Origin of the sequence: Staphylococcus sp. HMSC06C11 (assembly GCF_001808345.1) — a bacterium.
GTDB classification, from domain to species: domain Bacteria; phylum Bacillota; class Bacilli; order Staphylococcales; family Staphylococcaceae; genus Staphylococcus; species Staphylococcus capitis.
Genome location: NZ_KV793040.1, coordinates 58,381 through 78,820, shown reverse-complemented (window position 1 = coordinate 78,820; position 20,440 = coordinate 58,381). Strand labels below are relative to the sequence as shown.

Here is a 20,440-nt window from a genome sequence, read left to right as displayed (position 1 = left end):
GAAGGTAAAATGAGTGTTGACTCAAATGCTTCCTATTGATGGCTTTTTCTAATTAATTTTAGAGTACAAAAATCTATTCAGAAATACTAATGTTGATTGCTTTATGGAAAACTTTATCAATTTCTGAAGCGGGCCATTGAATGTTTTCTTGTTTAATCCACTCCATAAATCCATCTAATGTAGAACCATAGATATAAAATACTAAATCTTCTGGGATTGTTTTATCAACAGAGATACGATGAATATTTTCTTTAATATCTGCCTTCATAATATCTACACAAACTTCTTTAAATATTTTACCGAATGATACATCATCTTTTTGTACTTTTTCGACTTTTTCCAATTCTTCTTTATTTGTAAATGTAGCTTCAATTGTTTGGAAAGGATTATTTAACCGATCTTTTAAGTCGGTTGAAAAGTAATCTTTAGTGAGTAACTTGAATAGATAAACTAACAAATCATATTTGTCATAGAAATGTTTATAAAAAGTCGTCCGGTGAACCATTCCAGATTCGCAAATTTCATTAACAGAAAGAGATTCGAAACTTCTTTTCTCTAACAATTGATAAAGACTCGATGATAACGCCTTTTTAGTTTTCACTACTCTTAAGTCTTGTTCATTCATAAAAATAACCTCGCTCATCTACACTGTATAGTTAAACTATATCGTCGCATTAACCATTACGCAATAACTTAGATTTATGTATAGATAATTATTTCTAAAAATAGACACATTTATCTTTTTGTAGATATTGTAAATCATAGGTAATAGGCATATGATTTTCTTATTGATAATGATTATTAATTAAGGTTAGAAAGCGTGAGTATGATGTTGAATTTAATGACTGGGATGAAAAATAAACAATATAAAGTTAAAAGTATCAATCTGAATAATAAAAGCATGTTATATCGTTTGGGAGCACTTGGTTTAAAGAAGGGCAGTCTAGTGAGTATTAAGCGTAAATGCTTATTTAATGGACCAAGTGTAATTGAAATCAATGGTCAATATCTTAGTATTAGACAATCAGATGCTCGTCAAATTGCATTAGAGGAGTAGATGATATGAATGAAAGTTATTGCATTTTAGGTAATCCTAATGTAGGTAAAACATCTCTATTCAATGCATTGACAGGATCTTATGAGTACGTTGGGAATTGGAGCGGTGTGACGGTCGAGAAAAAAGTAGGTAAATTAAAAGAAAATCTAGGACAATTAATAGATTTACCTGGTGTATACGATCTTTCACCAATCACTAAAGATGAAACAGTTGTTACAGAATTTCTAATGGAAACATCATTTACTGGAATGATTAATATCATTGATACTAGTCAAATTAAAAGAAATCTGCAATTAACTGTTCAATTGCTAGAACTCAATGTTCCTATAATCATTGGTTTAAACATGATGGATGTAGCTATTCAACATGGTTTAAAGATTAATTATGACACTCTAATGAGAAAGTTAAAAGTACCTATTTTTCCTATAGTAGCAAGAAAAGCTAAAGGTACAAACACTTTATTGCATGAACTTCAATTCTTGAAATCTGATCAAAGACAACACTTCAAAATTGATTATGGCAATGAGATTGAAGAAGCTATCGAACGACTTAGCTCAATTATCAAGAAAGAAACGTCGTATCCAAATGAACGAATACGTTTTATAGCAATTCAATATTTGCTTGATAATGTCAAAATTAACGAAGAATTAGGGGCTGAGTTGATTAATCTTCTAGAGCCCATAAAAACAAACTTAGATAAACACTCTAATATGTGCGTACGTGAACGTATAGAAGCTATAAGAGAAGCATTTATAGATAATATCTTAAAAAATGTTGTTGAATATCCGGAAGAAGAAAAACAATTTTTCACAGCTAAATTAGATAAAATTCTTATGAATAAGTATTTAGGAATTCCAATATTCTTAGGTATTATATGGCTAATATTTCAAACCACTTTCACATGGGTGGGGACGCCTTTATCTGATAAAATGGACGATTTCATCGGTGGTCAATTAACCGATTGGATAAAACTACTGATGCAACAATTGCATCTATTACCGTTTCTTCAAGACTTAATTACTGATGGTATTATTGCTGGAGTAGGTTCAGTATTAGTATTTATTCCTCAAATCGTAGTTTTATTCTTCTTTATTTCATTGCTCGAAGATTCAGGTTATATGGCTAGGATTGCCGTTTTAATGGATAAGACTATGGAATCCATTGGTTTAAGTGGAAAGTCGTTTATCCCTATGATTATTGGCTTTGGATGTAATGTTCCAAGTATTATGGCTGCGCGTAGTATTGAAAATGAAAAAGAACGACTTATTACTATTTTAATTGCACCATTTATGTCTTGTTCAGCTCGGTTACCCGTCTATGCTTTGTTCGTAGGTGTATTCTTTAAAGAATACCAATCACTTATCGTACTTAGTTTATATTTAATTGGCATTCTGATTGCTCTTTTAGTGAGTACTTTTATGAATAAATTTATTTTGAAAAATGAAGACTCGGTTTTTATCGTGGAATTACCAACATATCGTGTACCTTCAATTAGAACGTTATGGCGTAGTACATGGGAAAAGGCAAAAGGTTTTGTGAAAAAAGCAGGTACATTTATTTTCGGTGGTTCAGTAGTGATTTGGGCTTTAACTTATATGGGCCCTAATGGATTTGATGTGAAAATTAACCAAAGTTTTATGCATATACTGGGAGAAGTTTTTGCTCCTATCATTGCTCCTTTAGGTTTTGGAACTTGGCAGGCAGGAGCAACATTGATACCAGGCTTTTTAGCAAAAGAGGTTATTATTAGTTCAATGGCTATACTTTATTCTTCCAATGAGAATGGTTTAGTCAATGTGATTCAACACCAATTCACTCCAATTTCAGCATATGCGTTTATGATATTTATACTATTATATGTACCTTGTATCTCTACGGTTGCCACTATTAGAAAAGAAACATGTTCTTGGAAATGGACACTTATTGCTGTGATCTATCCAGTATTAACAGCGTACATTTTAACATTAATATTTTATCAATTTAGCCATTTATTTACGTAAGGAAGTGATTCTATGTATGTATTATTAAACATTTTAATTATCGCAGTTATTGTAAGCTATACAGTGTATACATTATTTAAGTTCTTTAAACGATCTAAAGCAGGTCAATGTGGAAGTTGTAAATCGCAATGTCATTGCAATACCTCTTCTTCTAAAAAGTCTTCGCCATCATAGAACTAAAAAATCCTCCTCAAATAAGAACTTCTCTACTCATTTTAATAAATAAGAGTAGGGAAGTTTTTATATTAAGTAAATATTGAGTTATTATTAATTTACTTTTCTAATGATTAAACTTTTTAAAAAGTGATATATTATATGTAACTATTTTTTTAGAATGTAAATTTTTATTAATACGGAGGATTTAATAAATGAAAGGTAGCAAGAAACTAGATAGCTTACTAGAGGATAATAAGAAGAAATTAAAAAAGTTATTTAAATATGATAAAAAAGAAGCTTTGGCTTTCACAAAAGAAGATCGTGAGAAAGTCAAAGATAAGTATGGGGTTTATGTTATTTTTGATCAAAAGAAACCAGTTTACGTAGGACAAACTGGTGGGTACTCAACGACTTATAAACCTATAAATAAAGACTTATACACTAAATTAGGACAATATAACTCTCATTCAGATAGCGGTACAACAAAGTTTAGAAAAGGGTTTGCCCAAAGTAAAAACTTAGATCAATCTGATTTAAAAAGTATCACTGCTCAAGAACATAGTTTAACTTTCCAATATATTAAAGTTAAAGATGAACCTGCCTTTATAAATATTTTAGAACTTGTCGCTTTAGAGTATGCGAAAGATAAAGGTTATGAACTATATAATTTTGAATAATTAATTTTTATGATATGTGAAAAGCTGAGGCATTTATTGCCTCAGCTTTTAAAGTATTCAACTTATGTTTATTAAAATTATTACGATTCACTAGTATATTAAAACAAACTTAAGAATGCTATAACCACACAACTTTCATTCAGATTGATTTTTTAATTCATCTTTATATAGGCGTCTATAATAATTAGATAATTTGAGATCATGTATAAATGAGATAATTGGTCGTGCTGTCATTTGAAGACTACCGATAACAAAGAGGACTGTGCCGGCTATCATTGTTTTATCGCTAAAGAAGAGAAAGCTTCCAACCAGAAATATTAAACCTAACACGATATCATTAATTTGATACAGTGCTTTGTAAAAAGTAGTAATTTCATTGGCATGGTTTTGACTTTTAGGACTTAAGTTATTTTTATTAAAATGAAGATCTACATCGTTTTTATGCTGAATCATATTATTACCTCCACTATGTTTATTGAGTTAAAAATTCCCATTCAATAATAGAGTTAAACTTAGCAATCGTATTATATGATAAAGGAGTTATTGAAATGCAATATCAAACGAAATTTCAATCCCCACTAGGTGAACTGCAATTAATTAGTGATGGTTCTGCACTTACGCATCTTTTATATCCGAGCCAACATATAGAAAATGTTAAAACAAAAGGGGACTTACCACTATTTCAAAAAGTGACTCAGTGGCTAGAACAATATTTTGAAGGTAATCATCCAGTTATAGATTTTACATTAGCACCACATGGAAGCGACTTTCAGCGTGAGGTCTGGGATGAGTTAATAAAAATAGCATATGGAGACTTAGAAACATATGGAAACATTGCAAAAAGTGTTGGTCAAAAGTTAGGTAAGCCAAAAATGTCTGCTCAAGCTGTAGGAGGGGCAGTAGGTCGTAATCCGATTTCTATCATCATACCTTGTCATCGTGTGGTAGGTAAGGAAGGAAGTTTAACAGGTTACGGTGGCACGATAGATAATAAAATTAAATTGCTAGAAATTGAAAATGTTGATATGTCTCAGCTTTATAGACCGAAATATAGTACAAAGCCATAAAGAAAGCTTGGGAGTCTTAGGTAAGACTTCCAAGCTTTGATATTTGTCCATGATTTATTCTGCAATATGATATTCACGAATATCGTCATTAATGTCTTTTAAGTAGAAGAGATCATTGTCTTTATCTGATTGTTCAATGTCGTGATTGAATTCTAAATCATCAAAACGTTTAAAGAATGATTCGTATTCTTCGACAGAAACTTCTGTACGATTGTTTAACAATGCTTTGTGTCCTTCAATGTCTAGATGTTTTTCGAAACCGTCTACAAGTGTTGCACTGAAGAATTCGCCAACAGAACCTGAGCCATAACTAAATAAACCAATTGTTTGACCACCTTTAAGGTCACGTGTTTCTAGTAATGAAATTAAACTTAAGTATAATGAACCAGTATAGATGTTGCCAACATAACGGTTATAATATACTGCATCTTCATATCCTGATTTTAAGCGTTCTTGTGTAGTTTCATCAGCATTATCAATGATAGAATCTAAAGCTTTTTTACCCATTTTGGTGAAAGGTACATGGAAGCAAAGCGATTCGAAATCAGATAGTGTTTTACCTTGACGGCGTGCATATTCATTCCAGCTTTCTTGGAATGATTTAATGTAAGCGTCTTTAGATAGTGCACCTGCAACGAGTGGGTATTTGTGACCTGTAGGACGCCAGAAGTCGTAAACATCTTCGGTATAAGCAACTGCATCCTCGTTTAATGTTAATATGCTAGGCTCATGAGAAATCATCATTGCTACAGCACCAGCCCCTTGAGTAGGTTCTCCGCCTGAGTTAATACCATAACGTGCAGTATCACTTGCGATAACTAGAACTTTCTCGTTGGGACGTTGTGCAAGATAGTCTTTAGCAAGTTGGATTGCAGGAGTTGCAGCATAACATGCTTCTTTCATTTCAAAGCAACGTGCGAAGGGTTGAATACCTAATAAATTATGAATTTGAACTGCTGCAGCTTTGGCATTATCAATAGCAGATTCAGTTGCTACAATTACCATTCCAATATTCTTTTTATCTTCGTCTGTTATAATATCTTTAGCAGCATTAGCACCCATCGATACGATATCTTGGTTGACAGGACTTACTGCCATTTCAGTTTGTCCGATTCCTATTAAGAATTTACTTGGATCAACTTGGCGTGCTTCTGCAAGCTTTGCCATGTCTACATAATATTTTGGTACATAAAAGTTTATTTTATCGATACCTATGTTCATAAGGCGAATCATCCTTTCAGTTTTAAAGTAGCATTAGTATCATATCAAACCAATACAATGTTATACAATGAAATATAACAGAATATTTCATCAAAGTATAATAGAAATGTAAGCGTTTTACACGATGAATTGTTATCATTAAATTAATCGTCTATATGGTATGATTGGAAATTTAATTTTCCGGAAAATAAATATTTAAAAGTTTAAAATAACTTGAAAGATACATATAAAAGGAGTTTACTCATGAAAAGTTTAGAAAAAGGATTTAGACATTTATCTCGAGAGGATAAATTAAAGCAATTAGTCGAGTATGGATGGCTCAATACTGATAATTATGATTCATTACTTAGTCATCCTCTTATTAATGAAGAAGTGGCAAATAGTTTGATTGAGAATGTAATTGGTCAAGGCACTCTACCAGTTGGACTATTACCTAAAATTATTGTTGATGATAAAGAATATGTGGTGCCAATGATGGTTGAAGAGCCTTCAGTAGTGGCTGCCGCAAGTTATGGAGCGAAACTTGTTAACCAAAGTGGTGGCTTTAAAACAATCTCAAGTCAAAGATTAATGATCGGTCAAATTGTGTTTGACGATATTGAAGATACAGAACAATTATCTAAAGATATCCAAGCACTTGAACCACAAATACATCAAATTGCTGATGAGGCTTATCCATCTATTAAAGAACGTGGGGGCGGTTACCAACGTATTGAAATAGATACGTTCCCTGAGCAACATTTACTATCATTGAAAGTATATGTTGATACTAAAGATGCGATGGGCGCTAATATGTTAAATACAATTCTTGAAGCAATCACTGCTCATCTTAAAAACGAATTCCCTGAAAAAGATGTTTTAATGAGTATTTTATCTAATCACGCGACGGCTTCAGTAGTTAAAGTGCAAGGCGAAATAGATGTTAACGATTTAAATAGAGGTGAGAGAAGTGGCGAAGAGGTAGCACACCGTATGGAACGTGCCTCAGTATTAGCTCAAGTTGATATTCATCGTGCAGCTACTCACAACAAAGGTGTAATGAATGGTATTCACGCAGTAGTTCTTGCTACAGGTAACGATACAAGAGGTGCTGAAGCGAGTGCACATGCATATGCTAGTCGTGATGGTCAATATAGAGGAATTGCGACTTGGAAATATGATAAAGAACGTGGAAAATTAATCGGTACAATTGAAGTGCCTATGACCTTGGCGATTGTGGGTGGTGGCACGAAGGTATTACCTATTGCAAAAGCTTCGCTCGATTTACTCAATGTAGCGTCAGCCCAAGAGTTAGGTCATGTTGTAGCTGCAGTTGGTTTAGCTCAAAACTTTTCAGCTTGTCGTGCGCTTGTATCAGAAGGTATACAGCAAGGACATATGAGCTTACAATATAAATCATTAGCAATTGTTGTTGGAGCACAAGGTGAAGAAATTGCTAAAGTTGCGGAAGCATTGAAACATGAAACACGCGCTAATACAGCTAAAGCTAAAGAAATTTTAGAAAAATTACGTCAATCATAATTAAAAAGCCATCAAACGGGTAATGAATTCCATAAGTAAATGTTGATATGGTTTCATACTTGTTTGATGGCTTATTTTATATTAATAAATATAATTATAATGACGTGCTGATGATTTACTAATAATACGTGTTCCGTAACCTAAAGGAACATTATAATTATACTCTGAGATTTTAATGCTTCCACTATTGTAAACTTTCTCTACAATTGCCACGTGCCCATAATAACCTGCAGTAGATTGCATAACAGCGTATTTTTTTGGTTTGTGTCCCGTTGAGTAACCTGAACGGCGTGCGTTGTAGTACCAGTTCCTAGCATTTCCCCATCTATTAGAAACAGGCTTTCCTAATTGAACTCGACGTTTATAGGCCCACCAAGTGCATTGATGTTTGCTGTAATAATTATATGAAGCAGCGTGTGATACGTGCGTATGTTCTATAGTTTGATATGTTAAAGTTCCAGTGAACATGATTCCAGTAGCGATAATAATACGTGATAATAATTTTTTAAGTTTCATTGCTTCTCCCCAAAAAATGTATTTATTTTTTAACCGTATATATAATAATCTTTAAAAATACGTAATACAATATAAGAAACGAATTGTACAAGCAAATGTAATGTTCTTGAAATATTGTATTTCTTTTTGTAATAAAGTTAATATTGTATGCAATTTACAATGAAAAAGACGCCCCGTAGGACGTCTTGCGAGATGATTAACTCCATGCATTCATGTATAAAGAATATGTTAAACGTAATGTATTAACGGTCATTATACATTTTGGGTGAATTGGTTGAAAACAGCAAGTGCGCGTTTGATCACTGTCACAGGTATGTTTTCAGGACATGGATTATTTCGAAAATATGTCAATATTTCACTATGGCTCTTCACTTCTTTAGGAAAATTGATATCTTGATTAATCCAATCAACCAATTCACCTAACGATGTGTCATCACCATGGAAACTTTGCATAAATTCGTAAAAGCTCAATTCCTCACCTCAAAAAATGTAATATGAGCCACAGACATTGTAACATATTTTAATTATTTAAAAATACTTGTTAATAAAGAATTTTGACTATGCAATTCTTTTAGGAAAATTATTAATCGCTAAAAAGGTCAATCATATTGTATAATTAATATATTATTTATAAAAAAGGGGGATATGCGTGGACATTAAACACATGAAATATTTCGTCGAAGTCGTAAAACAAGGTGGAATGACAAACGCATCTAAATCTTTATACATCGCTCAGCCTACAATAAGTAAAGCAATTAAAGATATCGAAGCAGAAATGGCTGTCCCCTTATTCGATAGAAGTAAAAGAAATTTAGTACTTACAGATGCTGGGAAAATTTTCTTCAATAAATGTAAAGAAATTATTTCTTTATATGATAACTTGCCTACAGAAATTAATAGTCTGTATGGGTTAGAAACAGGGCATATTAACATTAGTATGTCTGCAGTTATGAGTATGCGTAAATTTATAGGGATTTTGGGTGATTTTCATCAATTATATCCAAATATCACTTACAATCTTATCGAAAGTGGAGGGAAAACCACAGAGAACCTCATCTTAAATGATGAAGTGGATATCGGTGTAACGACTTTACCGGTCGATCATCATTTATTTGAATCTATTTCACTCAATAAAGAAGATTTAAGAGTAGTATTACATAGGGAACATCCATTAGCTTATAAAACTAAAATTAAGATGGAGGAACTCGCTGAAGAGAATTTTATACTATTTAATGAAGATTTTTATTTGAATGATAAAATTATCGAAAATGCTAAAAACGCTGGGTTCGTTCCTAATATGGCTTCTCAAATTTCACAATGGAACGTTATCGAGAATCTCATCATCAATAAGTTAGGAATTACAATATTACCTGCAACTATCTCAGAGTTATTAAATGATGATGTGAAAATGATTCAACTCGAAAATGCTAATACAGAATGGGAACTTGGCGTAGTGTGGAAAAAAGATAAGCGTTTAAGTCATGCGACAAATAAATGGATAGAGTTCTTAAAAGAAAAATTGACTGAACAAAAGTAGAGTAATATGTTCGCCTCAATTGTAATTGATTATTAAGACTACAATAGCCAGTTCATATCTTTTATTTATAAGTTGGCTATTGAGTCATGATAAATTTGTATTTTTACGTTACAAATCAATGCTAATAACAGTTGACGATTCAGAGATTAAGAATTGAGGATGATATGTAAACGGTTTCATAGATTAGAGGAATAGAAAACATTCTTAAAATGTATTTTTACTATAGAAGAGTCAGTATTATAATAATAAATAACAATGAAAAAAGTTAGTAACAATTTAGACACAATTTGATAGAAAGGGATGTTGACTATGTATAGGGCTAAATTTTTGGTTAAGTTAGTACTTCAACTTGCACTGATATTACTGATTACCTATATAGGAACAGAAGTGCAGAAATTATTACACATCCCACTAGCAGGTAGTATAGTTGGTTTAATTTTGTTCTTCTTACTTTTACAGTTTAAGATTATTCCAGAAAGTTGGATTGATGTAGGGGCTAATTTCTTACTCAAGACAATGGTATTTTTCTTTATCCCATCAGTGGTAGGTATTATGGATGTAGCTTCTGATATTACGTTAAATTATGTATTATTCTTTATCGTAATTATTATAGGTACATGTGTAGTTGCTTTATCTTCAGGCTTTATAGCTGAAAAAATGGTAGGAAAAGACAAAATAACTAAAGGGACAGATCAGTCATGAATGATTATTTACAAGCCGTTCTCATGATATTATTAACAGTCATTTTGTACTATGGTTCTAAGCGACTCCAAGATAAATATAAAAATCCATTATTAAACCCTGCGCTGATAGCATCAATTGGGATAATAATTATACTATTAGTTTTCGGAGTGAGTTACAAAGGGTATATGAAAGGTGGTACATGGATTAACCATGTATTAAATGCAACAGTCGTCTGTCTTGCTTATCCACTATATGAAAACAGACACAAAATAAAGAAATATCTGTCTATCATTTTTGCAAGCGTACTGACTGGTGTACTTCTTAATTTTGTGTTAGTATTTACAACGTTGAAAATCTTTGGTTATTCTAAAGACACGATTGTCACCCTGTTACCAAGATCAATCACTGCAGCAGTTGGTATTGAAGTTTCCCAAGAATTGGGAGGCACAGATACAATGACTGTACTCTTTATTATAACTACAGGTTTAATCGGCAGTATTTTAGGTTCAATGTTATTGCGTATGGGAGGTTTCAAATCCTCTATTGCTAGAGGATTAACTTATGGAAATGCTTCACACGCCTTCGGTACTGCAAAAGCATTGGAATTAGATATAGAATCAGGAGCATTTAGTTCTATTGGTATGATTCTTACGGCTGTCATAAGTTCAGTCTTAATACCAATACTGATTTTAGTGTTTTACTAAAGGGAAAGATGTACTCGTATACTAGAAAGGGAGGCTATTTGTAAAAATGGCAAAAATTAAAGCAAATGAAGCATTAGTTAAAGCATTACAAGCTTGGGATATTGACCACTTATATGGTATTCCAGGTGACTCAATTGACGCAGTAGTAGATAGCTTACGTACAGTAAGAGATCAATTTAAATTCTACCACGTTCGTCACGAAGAAGTAGCAAGTTTAGCTGCTGGTAGTTACACAAAAATGACAGGTAAAATTGGTGTTGCATTAAGTATCGGTGGACCTGGTTTAGTTCACTTATTAAACGGTATGTATGATGCTAAAATGGACAACGTTCCTCAATTAATTTTATCAGGTCAAACTAATAGTACTTTATTAGGTACTAAAGCATTCCAAGAGACTAATCTTTCTAAATTATGTGAAGACGTTGCTGTATACAACCACCAAATCCAAAAAGGTGACAACGTATTTGAAATCGTTAATGAAGCAATCCGTACAGCTTATGAGAAAAAAGGTGTAGCGGTAGTTATTTGTCCTAACGACTTATTAACTCAAAAAATTAAAGATACTACAAACCGTGCAGTAGATACTACTAAACCTAAACCAGTATCTCCTAAATTCAAGAGCATTAAAAAAGCTGCTAAATTAATTGATAAAGCTAAAAAACCAGTAATGATTATTGGTATGGGTACTCAACACGCTAAAGAAGAATTACGTGAATTTATCGAAGCTGCTAAAATCCCAGTAATTCACACATTACCAGCTAAAACAATCTTACCTGATGATCATCCATACAGCATTGGTAACTTAGGTAAAATTGGTACTAAAACATCTTATCAAACAATCCAAGATGCTGATTTATTAATCATGGCTGGTACAAACTATCCTTACGTAGACTATCTACCTAAGAAAAACATTAAAGCTATCCAAATTGATACAAACGAAGCTAACTTAGGTCATCGTTTCAACATCAATGTTGGTATTTTAGGCGATAGTAAAGTTGCTTTCCATCAACTAACTGAAAATATTAAACACGTTGCTAAACGTCAATTCTTAGATAAAACATTAGAACGTAAAGCTGTTTGGGATAAATGGATGGAACAAGATAAAAATAATAATAAATCACCATTACGTCCAGAACGCTTAATGAAAGCAATCAATGCTAACTTAAAAGATGATGCTATTATCTCAGCAGACGTTGGTACTGCTACAGTTTGGTCAACTCGTTACCTAAACTTATCAGTTAATAACAAATTCATCATCTCAAGTTGGTTAGGTACTATGGGTTGCGGTCTTCCAGGTGCTATGGCAGCTAAAATTGCTTACCCTAACCGTCAAGCTGTTGCTATCGCTGGTGACGGCGCATTCCAAATGGTAATGCAAGACTTCGCAACTGCAGTTCAATATGATTTACCAATGACTGTATTCGTATTAAACAATAAACAATTATCATTCATTAAATATGAACAACAAGCTGCTGGTGAATTAGAATATGCGATTGATTTCTCTGATATGGATCACGCTAAATTCGCTGAAGCTGCTGGTGGTAAAGGTTATGTTGTTAGAGATGCTAGTCGTTTAGACGATATCGTTGAAGAAGCTATGGCTCAAGACGTTCCAACTATCGTAGACGTACACGTTGATCCAAACGCTGCACCATTACCAGGTAAAATCGTTAACGAAGAAGCATTAGGTTATAGTAGATGGGCTTACAGATCAATCACTGAAGATAAAAACTTAGACTTTGATCAAATCCCACCAATCTCTGTAGCAGCTAAACGTTTCTTATAATAGATGATTTACAGAACTCGACTTATTAAGTCGGGTTCTTTTTATATAAAAAATAAAAAAATTGTCTTGTAAACGCTTTATTAACTGTGTATACTTAGTGTAAATAAATATTAAATATTGCGTGTTACTGGTTATGCAGGCATGAGCAAATGAGGTTTACCATCTTTTTGAGTTATTAAAGAAAATGATGGTCTTGTTTGTTCATGTCTTTTTTTATGCCATTACATGTATCAACTATAGATGGAGAGGAATGTTTAATATGTTTAAAAAGCTATTTGGGCAGTTACAACGTATTGGTAAAGCATTAATGCTACCAGTAGCAATATTACCTGCTGCCGGAATCTTGCTTGCATTTGGTAATGCAATGCATAATGAACAACTTGTTCACCTTGCACCGTGGTTAAACCATCCTGTGTTTGTAGCAATTTCTTCAGTTATGGAAGCCTCAGGACAAGTGGTTTTTGACAATTTACCATTATTATTTGCAATCGGAACAGCACTTGGTTTAGCAGGAGGAGACGGTGTAGCAGCACTTGCAGCACTAGTAGGTTACCTTATTATGAATGCGACAATGGGTAAAGTACTACATATCACTATTGATGATATATTCTCATACGCAAATGGTGCTAAGGAATTAAGCCAAGCAGCTAAAGATCCTGCTCATGCATTAATTCTTGGAATTCCGACACTTCAAACAGGTGTATTCGGTGGTATTATCATGGGGGCCTTAGCTGCATGGTGTTATAACAAATTTTATAACATTACATTACCAGCATTCTTAGGTTTCTTTGCAGGGAAGCGTTTTGTACCTATCGTGACATCAGTTGTCGCAATTGCGACAGGTATCATATTAAGTTTTGTTTGGCCGCCTATTCAAGATGGTTTAAATGGTCTTTCAAACTTCTTATTGAATAAGAACTTAACTTTAACTACGTTTATTTTTGGTATTATTGAGCGATCACTTATTCCATTCGGTCTGCATCACATTTTCTATGCACCATTCTGGTTTGAATTTGGCCATTATACGAACCATGCTGGAGATTTAGTACGTGGAGACCAAAGAATTTGGATGGCACAATTGAAAGATGGCGTGCCATTTACAGCTGGCGCATTCACTACAGGTAAATATCCATTCATGATGTTTGGTTTACCAGCGGCAGCATTCGCCATTTATAAAAATGCTCGCCCAGAACGTAAGAAAGTTGTTGGAGGTTTAATGTTATCAGCAGCTTTAACTTCTTTCTTAACAGGTATTACTGAACCATTAGAGTTCTCATTTTTATTTGTGGCACCCATTTTATATGTGATTCATGTATTTTTAGCAGGTACTTCTTTCTTGGTCATGCACTTGTTAGGTGTAAAAATAGGTATGACTTTCTCCGGAGGGTTTATTGATTATATTTTATACGGTTTACTTAACTGGCATCGCACAAACGCGCTTTGGGTTATTCCAGTAGGTATTGTGTATGCGATTGTGTATTACTTCTTATTTGACTTTGCAATTAGAAAATTCAAATTAAAAACACCTGGTCGTGAAGATAAAGAACAAGAGATACGCAATTCAAGTGTTGCTAAATTACCATTTGATGTATTAGATGCTATGGGCGGTAAAGAAAATATTAAACATCTAGATGCTTGTATTACACGTCTTAGAGTTGAAGTCGCAGATAAATCGAAGGTAGACGTTCAAGGATTGAAAGCGTTAGGTGCCTCTGGAGTTCTAGAAGTAGGAAATAACATGCAAGCTATATTTGGCCCAAAATCAGATCAAATTAAGCATGACATGGCAAAGATTATGAGTGGAGAAATTACTAAACCTAGTGAGACAACAGTAACTGAAGAGATTTCTGATGAACCAGTTCATGTAGAAGACGTCATTGAAACTGAAATTTATTCACCTGGACATGGTCAAATGATTCCATTAACGGATGTTCCGGATAAAGTTTTCTCTGAAAAAATGATGGGCGATGGCGTAGGTTTCATTCCTGAAAAAGGCGAAATCGTAGCACCTTTTGATGGTAACGTGAAAACCATCTTCCCAACGAAACATGCGATTGGTTTAGAATCAGATACAGGTGTAGAAGTCTTAATTCACATTGGTATCGATACAGTTAAACTGAATGGACAGGGCTTTGAAAGCTTTGTTCAAGCTGATGAAACTGTAACACAAGGTCAACCTTTAATGAAAATTGATTTAGCTTATCTAAAAGATAACGCACCAAGTATTGTTACGCCGGTAATTATCACAAATTTAGGTGATAAAACATTAACAATTGAAGATGTTAAATCTGTAGATCCGGGAAAAGTTATAATGAAAATTAAATAACACATAATTGGTAGTGCATATTTTTGAGATTTCAAAGATGTGCACTTTTTTTGTATAACATTGACAACGATAACAATAAATAGCAATGTAGTAATGTAAGTTACATAAATGTTATCACTAAAGCTGGAGGTTAAAAGTATGTGTGATTCTAAAATAAACAAGAATTCTAGAGTTAGTCATCAAGGGAACAAGATAATCAATGTTCTCATTTACGTAATAATGGTAGTCGTAATACAAGTTCCTGTGGGTTTATCACTTGTTGCACTTCCATTATCTTTAAGACTGAATGATTGGTATACAATAGCGATGAGTATGTTTATTCTAGGAATTACACTTTTAATCATTTGGGGGATAAGATCCTATTATTTATATCGTACTTATGAATATCAAGATTTTAAGATGAGTATTAAAGATATCTTTATCAATATTGGTTTTTTCTTTCTCGTAATTCTCTGTAGTATTAGTGCGAATGCTTTAATGTTTATTTTTACAGGTAATTCAAACACACAAAATCAGGAAACAATAGATGACAGTTTAAGTTCACTTATGGATAAAAGCCATTTACCTCATCCCACTATTGTATTAGTAACCGTATTGTGTCTTTGTATCATAGGACCATATTTAGAAGAATTGGTATTTAGAGGAATCTTTAAGGAAACTTTATTTATGAAATGCCGCTTTTGGCTACCCTTAATTTTCTCATCATTGATATTCAGCTCTCAACATCTATCATCAAATATATTTTCTTATGCAATTTATTTTTTAATGGGAATTATTCTCTATATTGCTTATGATAGAAGGCGAAACTTGAAGGACAGTATGATGGTACATATATTTAACAATTCTTTAACAACGCTACCTTTTTTAATTATTTATTTATATTTCTATTTTAAATAATAATGAAAGTTTTGATTTAGCAAAAAGCATTTAATTCAAACTTGGTCATCTGTCACATAATGATTAAGTAAGAATTAAATGCTTATTTTTTTAGTGTTTAAAAAAGGGTATATTATACTGGAGTAATATCATTCTCTATAAGTAACTTAATTGCTTTATGGTCAGTTGCATTTCTAAATAATTCGTAGGCATTTTCAATATCACTTAATTTACTATAATGTGTAACTAATTGTTCAGGTTGAATAATTTTACTTTTTAATGCTTCTAACAATTCTTCAGTTGTATTACCAGAAACTAATCCTGTGGTTACATTGATATTTTTAATCCAAAGTTTGTCTATATCAAATTGAACAGGTAGACCATGAACGCCGACGTTCGCAATCGTACCATCGACACCAATGAGTTTTTGACATAAGTCAAAAGTTTGTGGGATACCTACTGCCTCAATGGCTACATCTACACCGCGAGGATTTAATTCTTTCACTTTTTGTATAGCCTCTTCGACATTTTTAGAATTAATTAAATGCGTTGCACCAAGAGAGCGGGCTGTTTGTAATCGGTTATCGTCTAAATCAATCATGATTATTTTAGAAGGAGAGAAGAATTGTGCAGTTAACAGTGTAGCTAAACCAACTGGACCAGCACCTACTATTGCAACAGTGCTTCCTGGTTTGACCTTTCCTTTTAATACACCAATTTCATAACCTGTTGGTAAAATATCTGATAGCATTACAAGTGCTTCATCAGGTAAAGAAGCGGGTGCATGATATAAAGAGTTATCTGCGAAAGGAACTTTAACATACTCAGCTTGAGTACCATTGATTAAGTGCCCAAGAATCCATCCGCCATCATTTTCACAATGAGCGTATATACCTTTTTTACAGTAGTAACACTTACCACATGAAGAAACAGCAGATACGATAACTTTATCACCGACTTTAAAGTTATTAACATTGCTACCAACAGATTCTACAATACCAATACCTTCATGACCTAAAGTTGTATTTTCAGTAACTTCAGGAGTATCTCCTTTAATAATATGTAAATCAGTTCCACAAATTGTTGTTTTAACCATTCTTATAATAGCATCAGTACTTTCAGTAATTTCTGGTTTTTCTTTATCAATGAGTTCAGCCACTCCGGGTTTGACATAGTTGTATGCTTTCATTAGCAAGACCTCCTAATATTGTGAATATTTTCACAATAATTATACCATGCTTTCTGTAAGCGGTTTAAGTCATCTTTATGACAAATAGTAAATTTACTCATATTAATCTTAATTAGTTTATCTAAATGAAAATCTGTAAATAACGTTGTAAAATAAAATTGAATATAGTAAAGGAGAATGAGTTATGAATCATGAAGGTAAATTAGTAGCTGAGAAAGAGATAGAAGTGAATAATTACGATATTGATGCTATGGGGATTGTTAGTAATATTGTTTATGTCAGATGGTTTGAAGACTTACGAACAGTATTTATTAATCAATATATGAATTACTCAGAGATGATTAAGAATCACATTTCACCGATCCTTATGAAAACTGAAATTGAATATAAAGTGCCTATAACGATTCACGATCGCCCAGTGGGTAGATGTTGGCTTGTTCAAGCTAGTAAATTGAAATGGGTTTTTAAATTTGAAATCGCGTCAGGTGATAAAGTGCATTGCGTAGGGTCTCAAATGGGTGGATTTTATGATTTAGATAGAGAAAAAATCACAAAAATGCCACAAGTATTTCAAGATATTCTTAAAAATTAAATAAAAACTTTGCTAAAAGAAAAGTTTTAATTAATAATAATAGAAAATAAAAGGAAGGTGATGACCATGATTCAAACATTACAAAGTATTTATGCATTTAACCAGTTTATTCAATCTAATGAACTAGCAGTTATCCATGTTATGAGAGATCATTGTAGCGTTTGTCATGCTGTCCTTCCACAACTTCAAGACTTATTACAAGAATATCCTTTTGCAAAATTAGGTGTCGTCAATCAATCTCATGTAGAGGAGATTGCTGGAGAATTATCAATTTTTACAGTACCGGTAGATTTAATTTTCTTAAATGGTAAGGAAATGCATAGACAAGGACGTTTTATCGATATGCAATCGTTTGAACATCAACTTAAGTTAATGCATGATTCTCTTAAATAAAGAAATGGAACAACTTTTGTTTCATTTCTTTTTTTATTTAAACTTCATTGATTGGGTAGACCAAAACTTAGTGTTATTATTAGAGACGTGTGACTTTTTCAAGAATAAGAAAAATCAAACATAAAAAAAATGAAAACACTTGGAGGAGGCTCAAATGGAGAAAAAACGTCGTCAAGAACACTTTAAAAACGTTATTTTTTGTTTACTAGGGACGTTAATTATTGCATTAGGAGTCAATTGCTTTGTTATTCCTGGTAATTTAGGTGAAGGTGGAGCAATTGGTCTATCGCTTATTTTGAACTATACATTAGGTATTTCACCGGCGCTAAGTTCATTTATTATTAACGCTATTTTAATTGTTGTAGGATGGAAATTTTTAAGCCGAACGACTGCTATATACACTGCAATAACGATTACGGCAAGTTCTATTTTCCTAGATTTAACAGAGCATTTTGGATTAGGTATTCATGAAAACTTTATCAATTCTGTTTTCGCTGGTTTACTCATCGGTATTGGCACAGGACTTGTTATTGCTGCTCAAAGTACATTAGGCGGGACATCAGTTATTGCTAGAATTATAAGCAAATATTCAGAAGTAAAAACCTCTCAAGCATTATTAATTTTAGATGCTTTAGTCGTGCTATCCTTCCTTCTTGTCTTACCGGTTTCAAATGTACTTTATACAATTGTTATGCTATTCATAGTGGAGAAAGCAATGGCTTTTGTAGTAGAAGGTTTTAATCCTAAGAAGGCTGTGACAGTGATTTCTGAATACAATAGACAAATAAGCTCTGACATATATCAAGCAACTGGCAGAGGGTCAACATTATTAAGTGGTAAAGGCGCTTATCAGCAAAACAATACAGATGTATTATACGCTGTTGTTTCACAAAGTCAGATTGGTACTGTGAAGAAGATTGTTAATTCTTATGATGAAAGTGCCTTCCTCGTTATACACGATGTGCGTGATGTCTTAGGTAATGGTTTTATTAATACTAAATAATTAATCTTCTTATTTAATTAGGGACTGTTGAAGCCATTTACTCAAAGTTTTTCTATTTTTGATTTAAAATGGTATTAAATAGAAAATGAGGAGGTCGACTTTCAGATGTTGAGAAAATTAGCAACCATTATAGGATCCACTATTGTCGGCACAATTTTATATGCAAGAGTCAAAGAAAAGAGAAGTTATAAGAGCTTTTTACAAGAAAAAATGATTCGCATGTCTGGAATGAAAAAAACGTTTGAAAATGTACAAGATGCAGAAAAAGCTCTAGAGGAAACGAAATACGAAACAGCGGGTAAATATAGTGGAACAGATTATGAATTTAGTCATGGAGTTCAAATTAAAGACTACGATGGTTCCTTAGTTTATATCGTCAATGATGAAGGACAACGCGATCAACGTACTATTTTGTATATACACGGTGGAGCATGGTTTCAGGACCCATTAGATTATCATTTTGAATACATGGATTTATTGGCTGATTCGCTAAATGCGAAGGTTGTTATGCCAATTTATCCAAAAATTCCACATAGGGATTATCGTACTACATTTGAATTACTGACAAAGCTGTATCATCATTTGCTAAATAAAATAGATGATTCAAAACAAATGATAATAATGGGGGATTCTGCTGGTGGACAAATTGCATTAGCGTTTGCTCAACACCTTAAAAAAGATAGTGAACCACAACCAAGCCATATTGTATTAATTTCACCTGTTTTAGATGCAACATTTAGTAATCCAGAAGCTCGAAAATATGAAAAAGAAGATCCAATGTTGGGTATTGAAGGTAGTAAATATTTAGTCAATTTATGGGCTGGCGATGCACCTTTAGATCATTACAAATTATCACCAATGTATGGAGATTTAGAGGATTTGGGGCATATTACTATAACAACGGGTACGAAAGAAACATTGTATCCAGATGCTGTTAAATTCTCAACTATGTTGAATGAAAAGGGTATTAATCACGAATTTATACCAGGTTATAGCTTGTTCCATATTTATCCTATTTTTCCTATTCCAGAACGAGAACGCTTCTTAGAACAATTAAAGCGTATTATCCTAAAATAATTTCGATAAGTTAAAAGCTCACATGAGAAAAATCACTCATTATGGTATTTCCTCATGT

The 20,440-nt window shown here is 32.8% G+C and carries 22 protein-coding genes; 16 read left to right on the top strand and 6 right to left on the bottom strand.

Annotated features, from left to right (window positions below; genetic code table 11):
* Positions 1-73: 73 nt before the first annotated feature.
* Complete coding sequence (locus tag HMPREF3154_RS06520) at positions 74-625, bottom strand: TetR/AcrR family transcriptional regulator (protein ID WP_023351107.1); 552 nt, start codon at positions 623-625, stop codon at positions 74-76.
* Between the two features lie 204 nt (positions 626-829).
* Here HMPREF3154_RS06520 and HMPREF3154_RS06515 point away from each other — a divergent pair, with 204 nt between their 5' ends.
* From HMPREF3154_RS06515 to HMPREF3154_RS06505, 4 genes are all read left to right on the top strand, one after another.
* On the top strand, positions 830-1,057 hold the full coding sequence (locus HMPREF3154_RS06515; RefSeq protein WP_002432860.1) for a FeoA family protein: 228 nt from the start codon (positions 830-832) through the stop codon (positions 1,055-1,057).
* A gap of 5 nt (positions 1,058-1,062) precedes the next feature.
* On the top strand, positions 1,063-3,057 hold the full coding sequence (gene feoB / locus HMPREF3154_RS06510) for a ferrous iron transport protein B (RefSeq protein WP_049306911.1): 1,995 nt from the start codon (positions 1,063-1,065) through the stop codon (positions 3,055-3,057).
* A gap of 12 nt (positions 3,058-3,069) precedes the next feature.
* Positions 3,070-3,231, top strand: coding sequence for a FeoB-associated Cys-rich membrane protein (locus tag HMPREF3154_RS11265; protein WP_023351110.1), 162 nt, complete (start codon positions 3,070-3,072; stop codon positions 3,229-3,231).
* A gap of 194 nt (positions 3,232-3,425) precedes the next feature.
* A complete protein-coding gene (locus HMPREF3154_RS06505) occupies positions 3,426-3,890 on the top strand; it encodes a hypothetical protein (RefSeq protein WP_002469886.1) in 465 nt (154 codons plus the stop codon).
* 135 nt (positions 3,891-4,025) lie between these two features.
* Here HMPREF3154_RS06505 and HMPREF3154_RS06500 read toward each other — a convergent pair whose 3' ends face one another.
* Positions 4,026-4,343 carry a YrhK family protein gene (locus tag HMPREF3154_RS06500; RefSeq protein ID WP_002432691.1) on the bottom strand — a complete coding sequence of 106 codons (318 nt, stop codon included), beginning with the start codon at positions 4,341-4,343 and terminating at the stop codon, positions 4,026-4,028.
* Between the two features lie 95 nt (positions 4,344-4,438).
* On the opposite strand from HMPREF3154_RS06500, the gene HMPREF3154_RS06495 reads away from it, so the two are divergent.
* Entirely contained in the window at positions 4,439-4,957 is a 519-nt protein-coding gene (locus HMPREF3154_RS06495) for a methylated-DNA--[protein]-cysteine S-methyltransferase (RefSeq protein ID WP_023351111.1), read from the top strand.
* A 54-nt stretch (positions 4,958-5,011) separates the two neighbouring features.
* Here HMPREF3154_RS06495 and HMPREF3154_RS06490 read toward each other — a convergent pair whose 3' ends face one another.
* Positions 5,012-6,178 carry a hydroxymethylglutaryl-CoA synthase gene (locus HMPREF3154_RS06490; RefSeq protein ID WP_070474481.1) on the bottom strand — a complete coding sequence of 389 codons (1,167 nt, stop codon included), beginning with the start codon at positions 6,176-6,178 and terminating at the stop codon, positions 5,012-5,014.
* Between the two features lie 213 nt (positions 6,179-6,391).
* Between HMPREF3154_RS06490 and HMPREF3154_RS06485 the strand changes: the two genes are divergently transcribed.
* Entirely contained in the window at positions 6,392-7,699 is a 1,308-nt protein-coding gene (locus tag HMPREF3154_RS06485; protein ID WP_255297804.1) for a hydroxymethylglutaryl-CoA reductase, degradative, read from the top strand.
* Between the two features lie 81 nt (positions 7,700-7,780).
* Here the strand turns inward: HMPREF3154_RS06485 and HMPREF3154_RS06480 are convergent, their stop codons facing one another.
* Together HMPREF3154_RS06480 and HMPREF3154_RS06475 are read right to left on the bottom strand one after the other, a co-directional pair.
* A complete protein-coding gene (locus HMPREF3154_RS06480) occupies positions 7,781-8,215 on the bottom strand; it encodes a CHAP domain-containing protein (RefSeq protein WP_002432351.1) in 435 nt (144 codons plus the stop codon).
* A 252-nt stretch (positions 8,216-8,467) separates the two neighbouring features.
* Positions 8,468-8,686: a sterile alpha motif-like domain-containing protein gene (locus tag HMPREF3154_RS06475; RefSeq protein WP_023351114.1), complete on the bottom strand. Its 219-nt coding sequence runs from the start codon at positions 8,684-8,686 to the stop codon at positions 8,468-8,470.
* A 178-nt stretch (positions 8,687-8,864) separates the two neighbouring features.
* Between HMPREF3154_RS06475 and HMPREF3154_RS06470 the strand changes: the two genes are divergently transcribed.
* The 6 genes from HMPREF3154_RS06470 to HMPREF3154_RS06445 all read left to right on the top strand — a co-directional run bounded on the left by HMPREF3154_RS06470 (position 8,865) and on the right by HMPREF3154_RS06445 (position 16,149).
* Complete coding sequence (locus HMPREF3154_RS06470; protein WP_002432609.1) at positions 8,865-9,752, top strand: cidABC operon transcriptional activator CidR; 888 nt, start codon at positions 8,865-8,867, stop codon at positions 9,750-9,752.
* 309 nt (positions 9,753-10,061) lie between these two features.
* Complete coding sequence (locus HMPREF3154_RS06465; protein ID WP_016898577.1) at positions 10,062-10,454, top strand: CidA/LrgA family protein; 393 nt, start codon at positions 10,062-10,064, stop codon at positions 10,452-10,454.
* Entirely contained in the window at positions 10,451-11,140 is a 690-nt protein-coding gene (locus tag HMPREF3154_RS06460) for an LrgB family protein (protein WP_002432680.1), read from the top strand. The genes HMPREF3154_RS06465 and HMPREF3154_RS06460 overlap by 4 nt, the downstream gene beginning before the upstream one ends.
* A 46-nt stretch (positions 11,141-11,186) precedes the next feature.
* Entirely contained in the window at positions 11,187-12,926 is a 1,740-nt protein-coding gene (locus HMPREF3154_RS06455) for a pyruvate oxidase (RefSeq protein ID WP_023351115.1), read from the top strand.
* A gap of 259 nt (positions 12,927-13,185) precedes the next feature.
* Positions 13,186-15,252 carry a glucose-specific PTS transporter subunit IIBC gene (ptsG, locus tag HMPREF3154_RS06450; protein ID WP_023351116.1) on the top strand — a complete coding sequence of 689 codons (2,067 nt, stop codon included), beginning with the start codon at positions 13,186-13,188 and terminating at the stop codon, positions 15,250-15,252.
* A gap of 138 nt (positions 15,253-15,390) precedes the next feature.
* Positions 15,391-16,149, top strand: coding sequence for a CPBP family intramembrane glutamic endopeptidase (locus HMPREF3154_RS06445; RefSeq protein WP_023351117.1), 759 nt, complete (start codon positions 15,391-15,393; stop codon positions 16,147-16,149).
* A 112-nt stretch (positions 16,150-16,261) separates the two neighbouring features.
* Here HMPREF3154_RS06445 and HMPREF3154_RS06440 read toward each other — a convergent pair whose 3' ends face one another.
* Positions 16,262-17,317: a zinc-dependent alcohol dehydrogenase family protein gene (locus HMPREF3154_RS06440; RefSeq protein WP_023351118.1), complete on the bottom strand. Its 1,056-nt coding sequence runs from the start codon at positions 17,315-17,317 to the stop codon at positions 16,262-16,264.
* A 184-nt stretch (positions 17,318-17,501) separates the two neighbouring features.
* Between HMPREF3154_RS06440 and HMPREF3154_RS06435 the strand changes: the two genes are divergently transcribed.
* The 4 genes from HMPREF3154_RS06435 (at position 17,502) to HMPREF3154_RS06420 (ending at position 20,382) form a co-directional block, all read left to right on the top strand.
* A complete protein-coding gene (locus HMPREF3154_RS06435; RefSeq protein WP_023351119.1) occupies positions 17,502-17,909 on the top strand; it encodes an acyl-CoA thioesterase in 408 nt (135 codons plus the stop codon).
* Between the two features lie 66 nt (positions 17,910-17,975).
* Positions 17,976-18,302 carry a thioredoxin family protein gene (locus tag HMPREF3154_RS06430; protein ID WP_037560520.1) on the top strand — a complete coding sequence of 109 codons (327 nt, stop codon included), beginning with the start codon at positions 17,976-17,978 and terminating at the stop codon, positions 18,300-18,302.
* 154 nt (positions 18,303-18,456) lie between these two features.
* Positions 18,457-19,305: a YitT family protein gene (locus HMPREF3154_RS06425; protein WP_002432918.1), complete on the top strand. Its 849-nt coding sequence runs from the start codon at positions 18,457-18,459 to the stop codon at positions 19,303-19,305.
* Between the two features lie 105 nt (positions 19,306-19,410).
* Positions 19,411-20,382: an alpha/beta hydrolase gene (locus HMPREF3154_RS06420; RefSeq protein WP_023351121.1), complete on the top strand. Its 972-nt coding sequence runs from the start codon at positions 19,411-19,413 to the stop codon at positions 20,380-20,382.
* Positions 20,383-20,440: the final 58 nt, after the last annotated feature.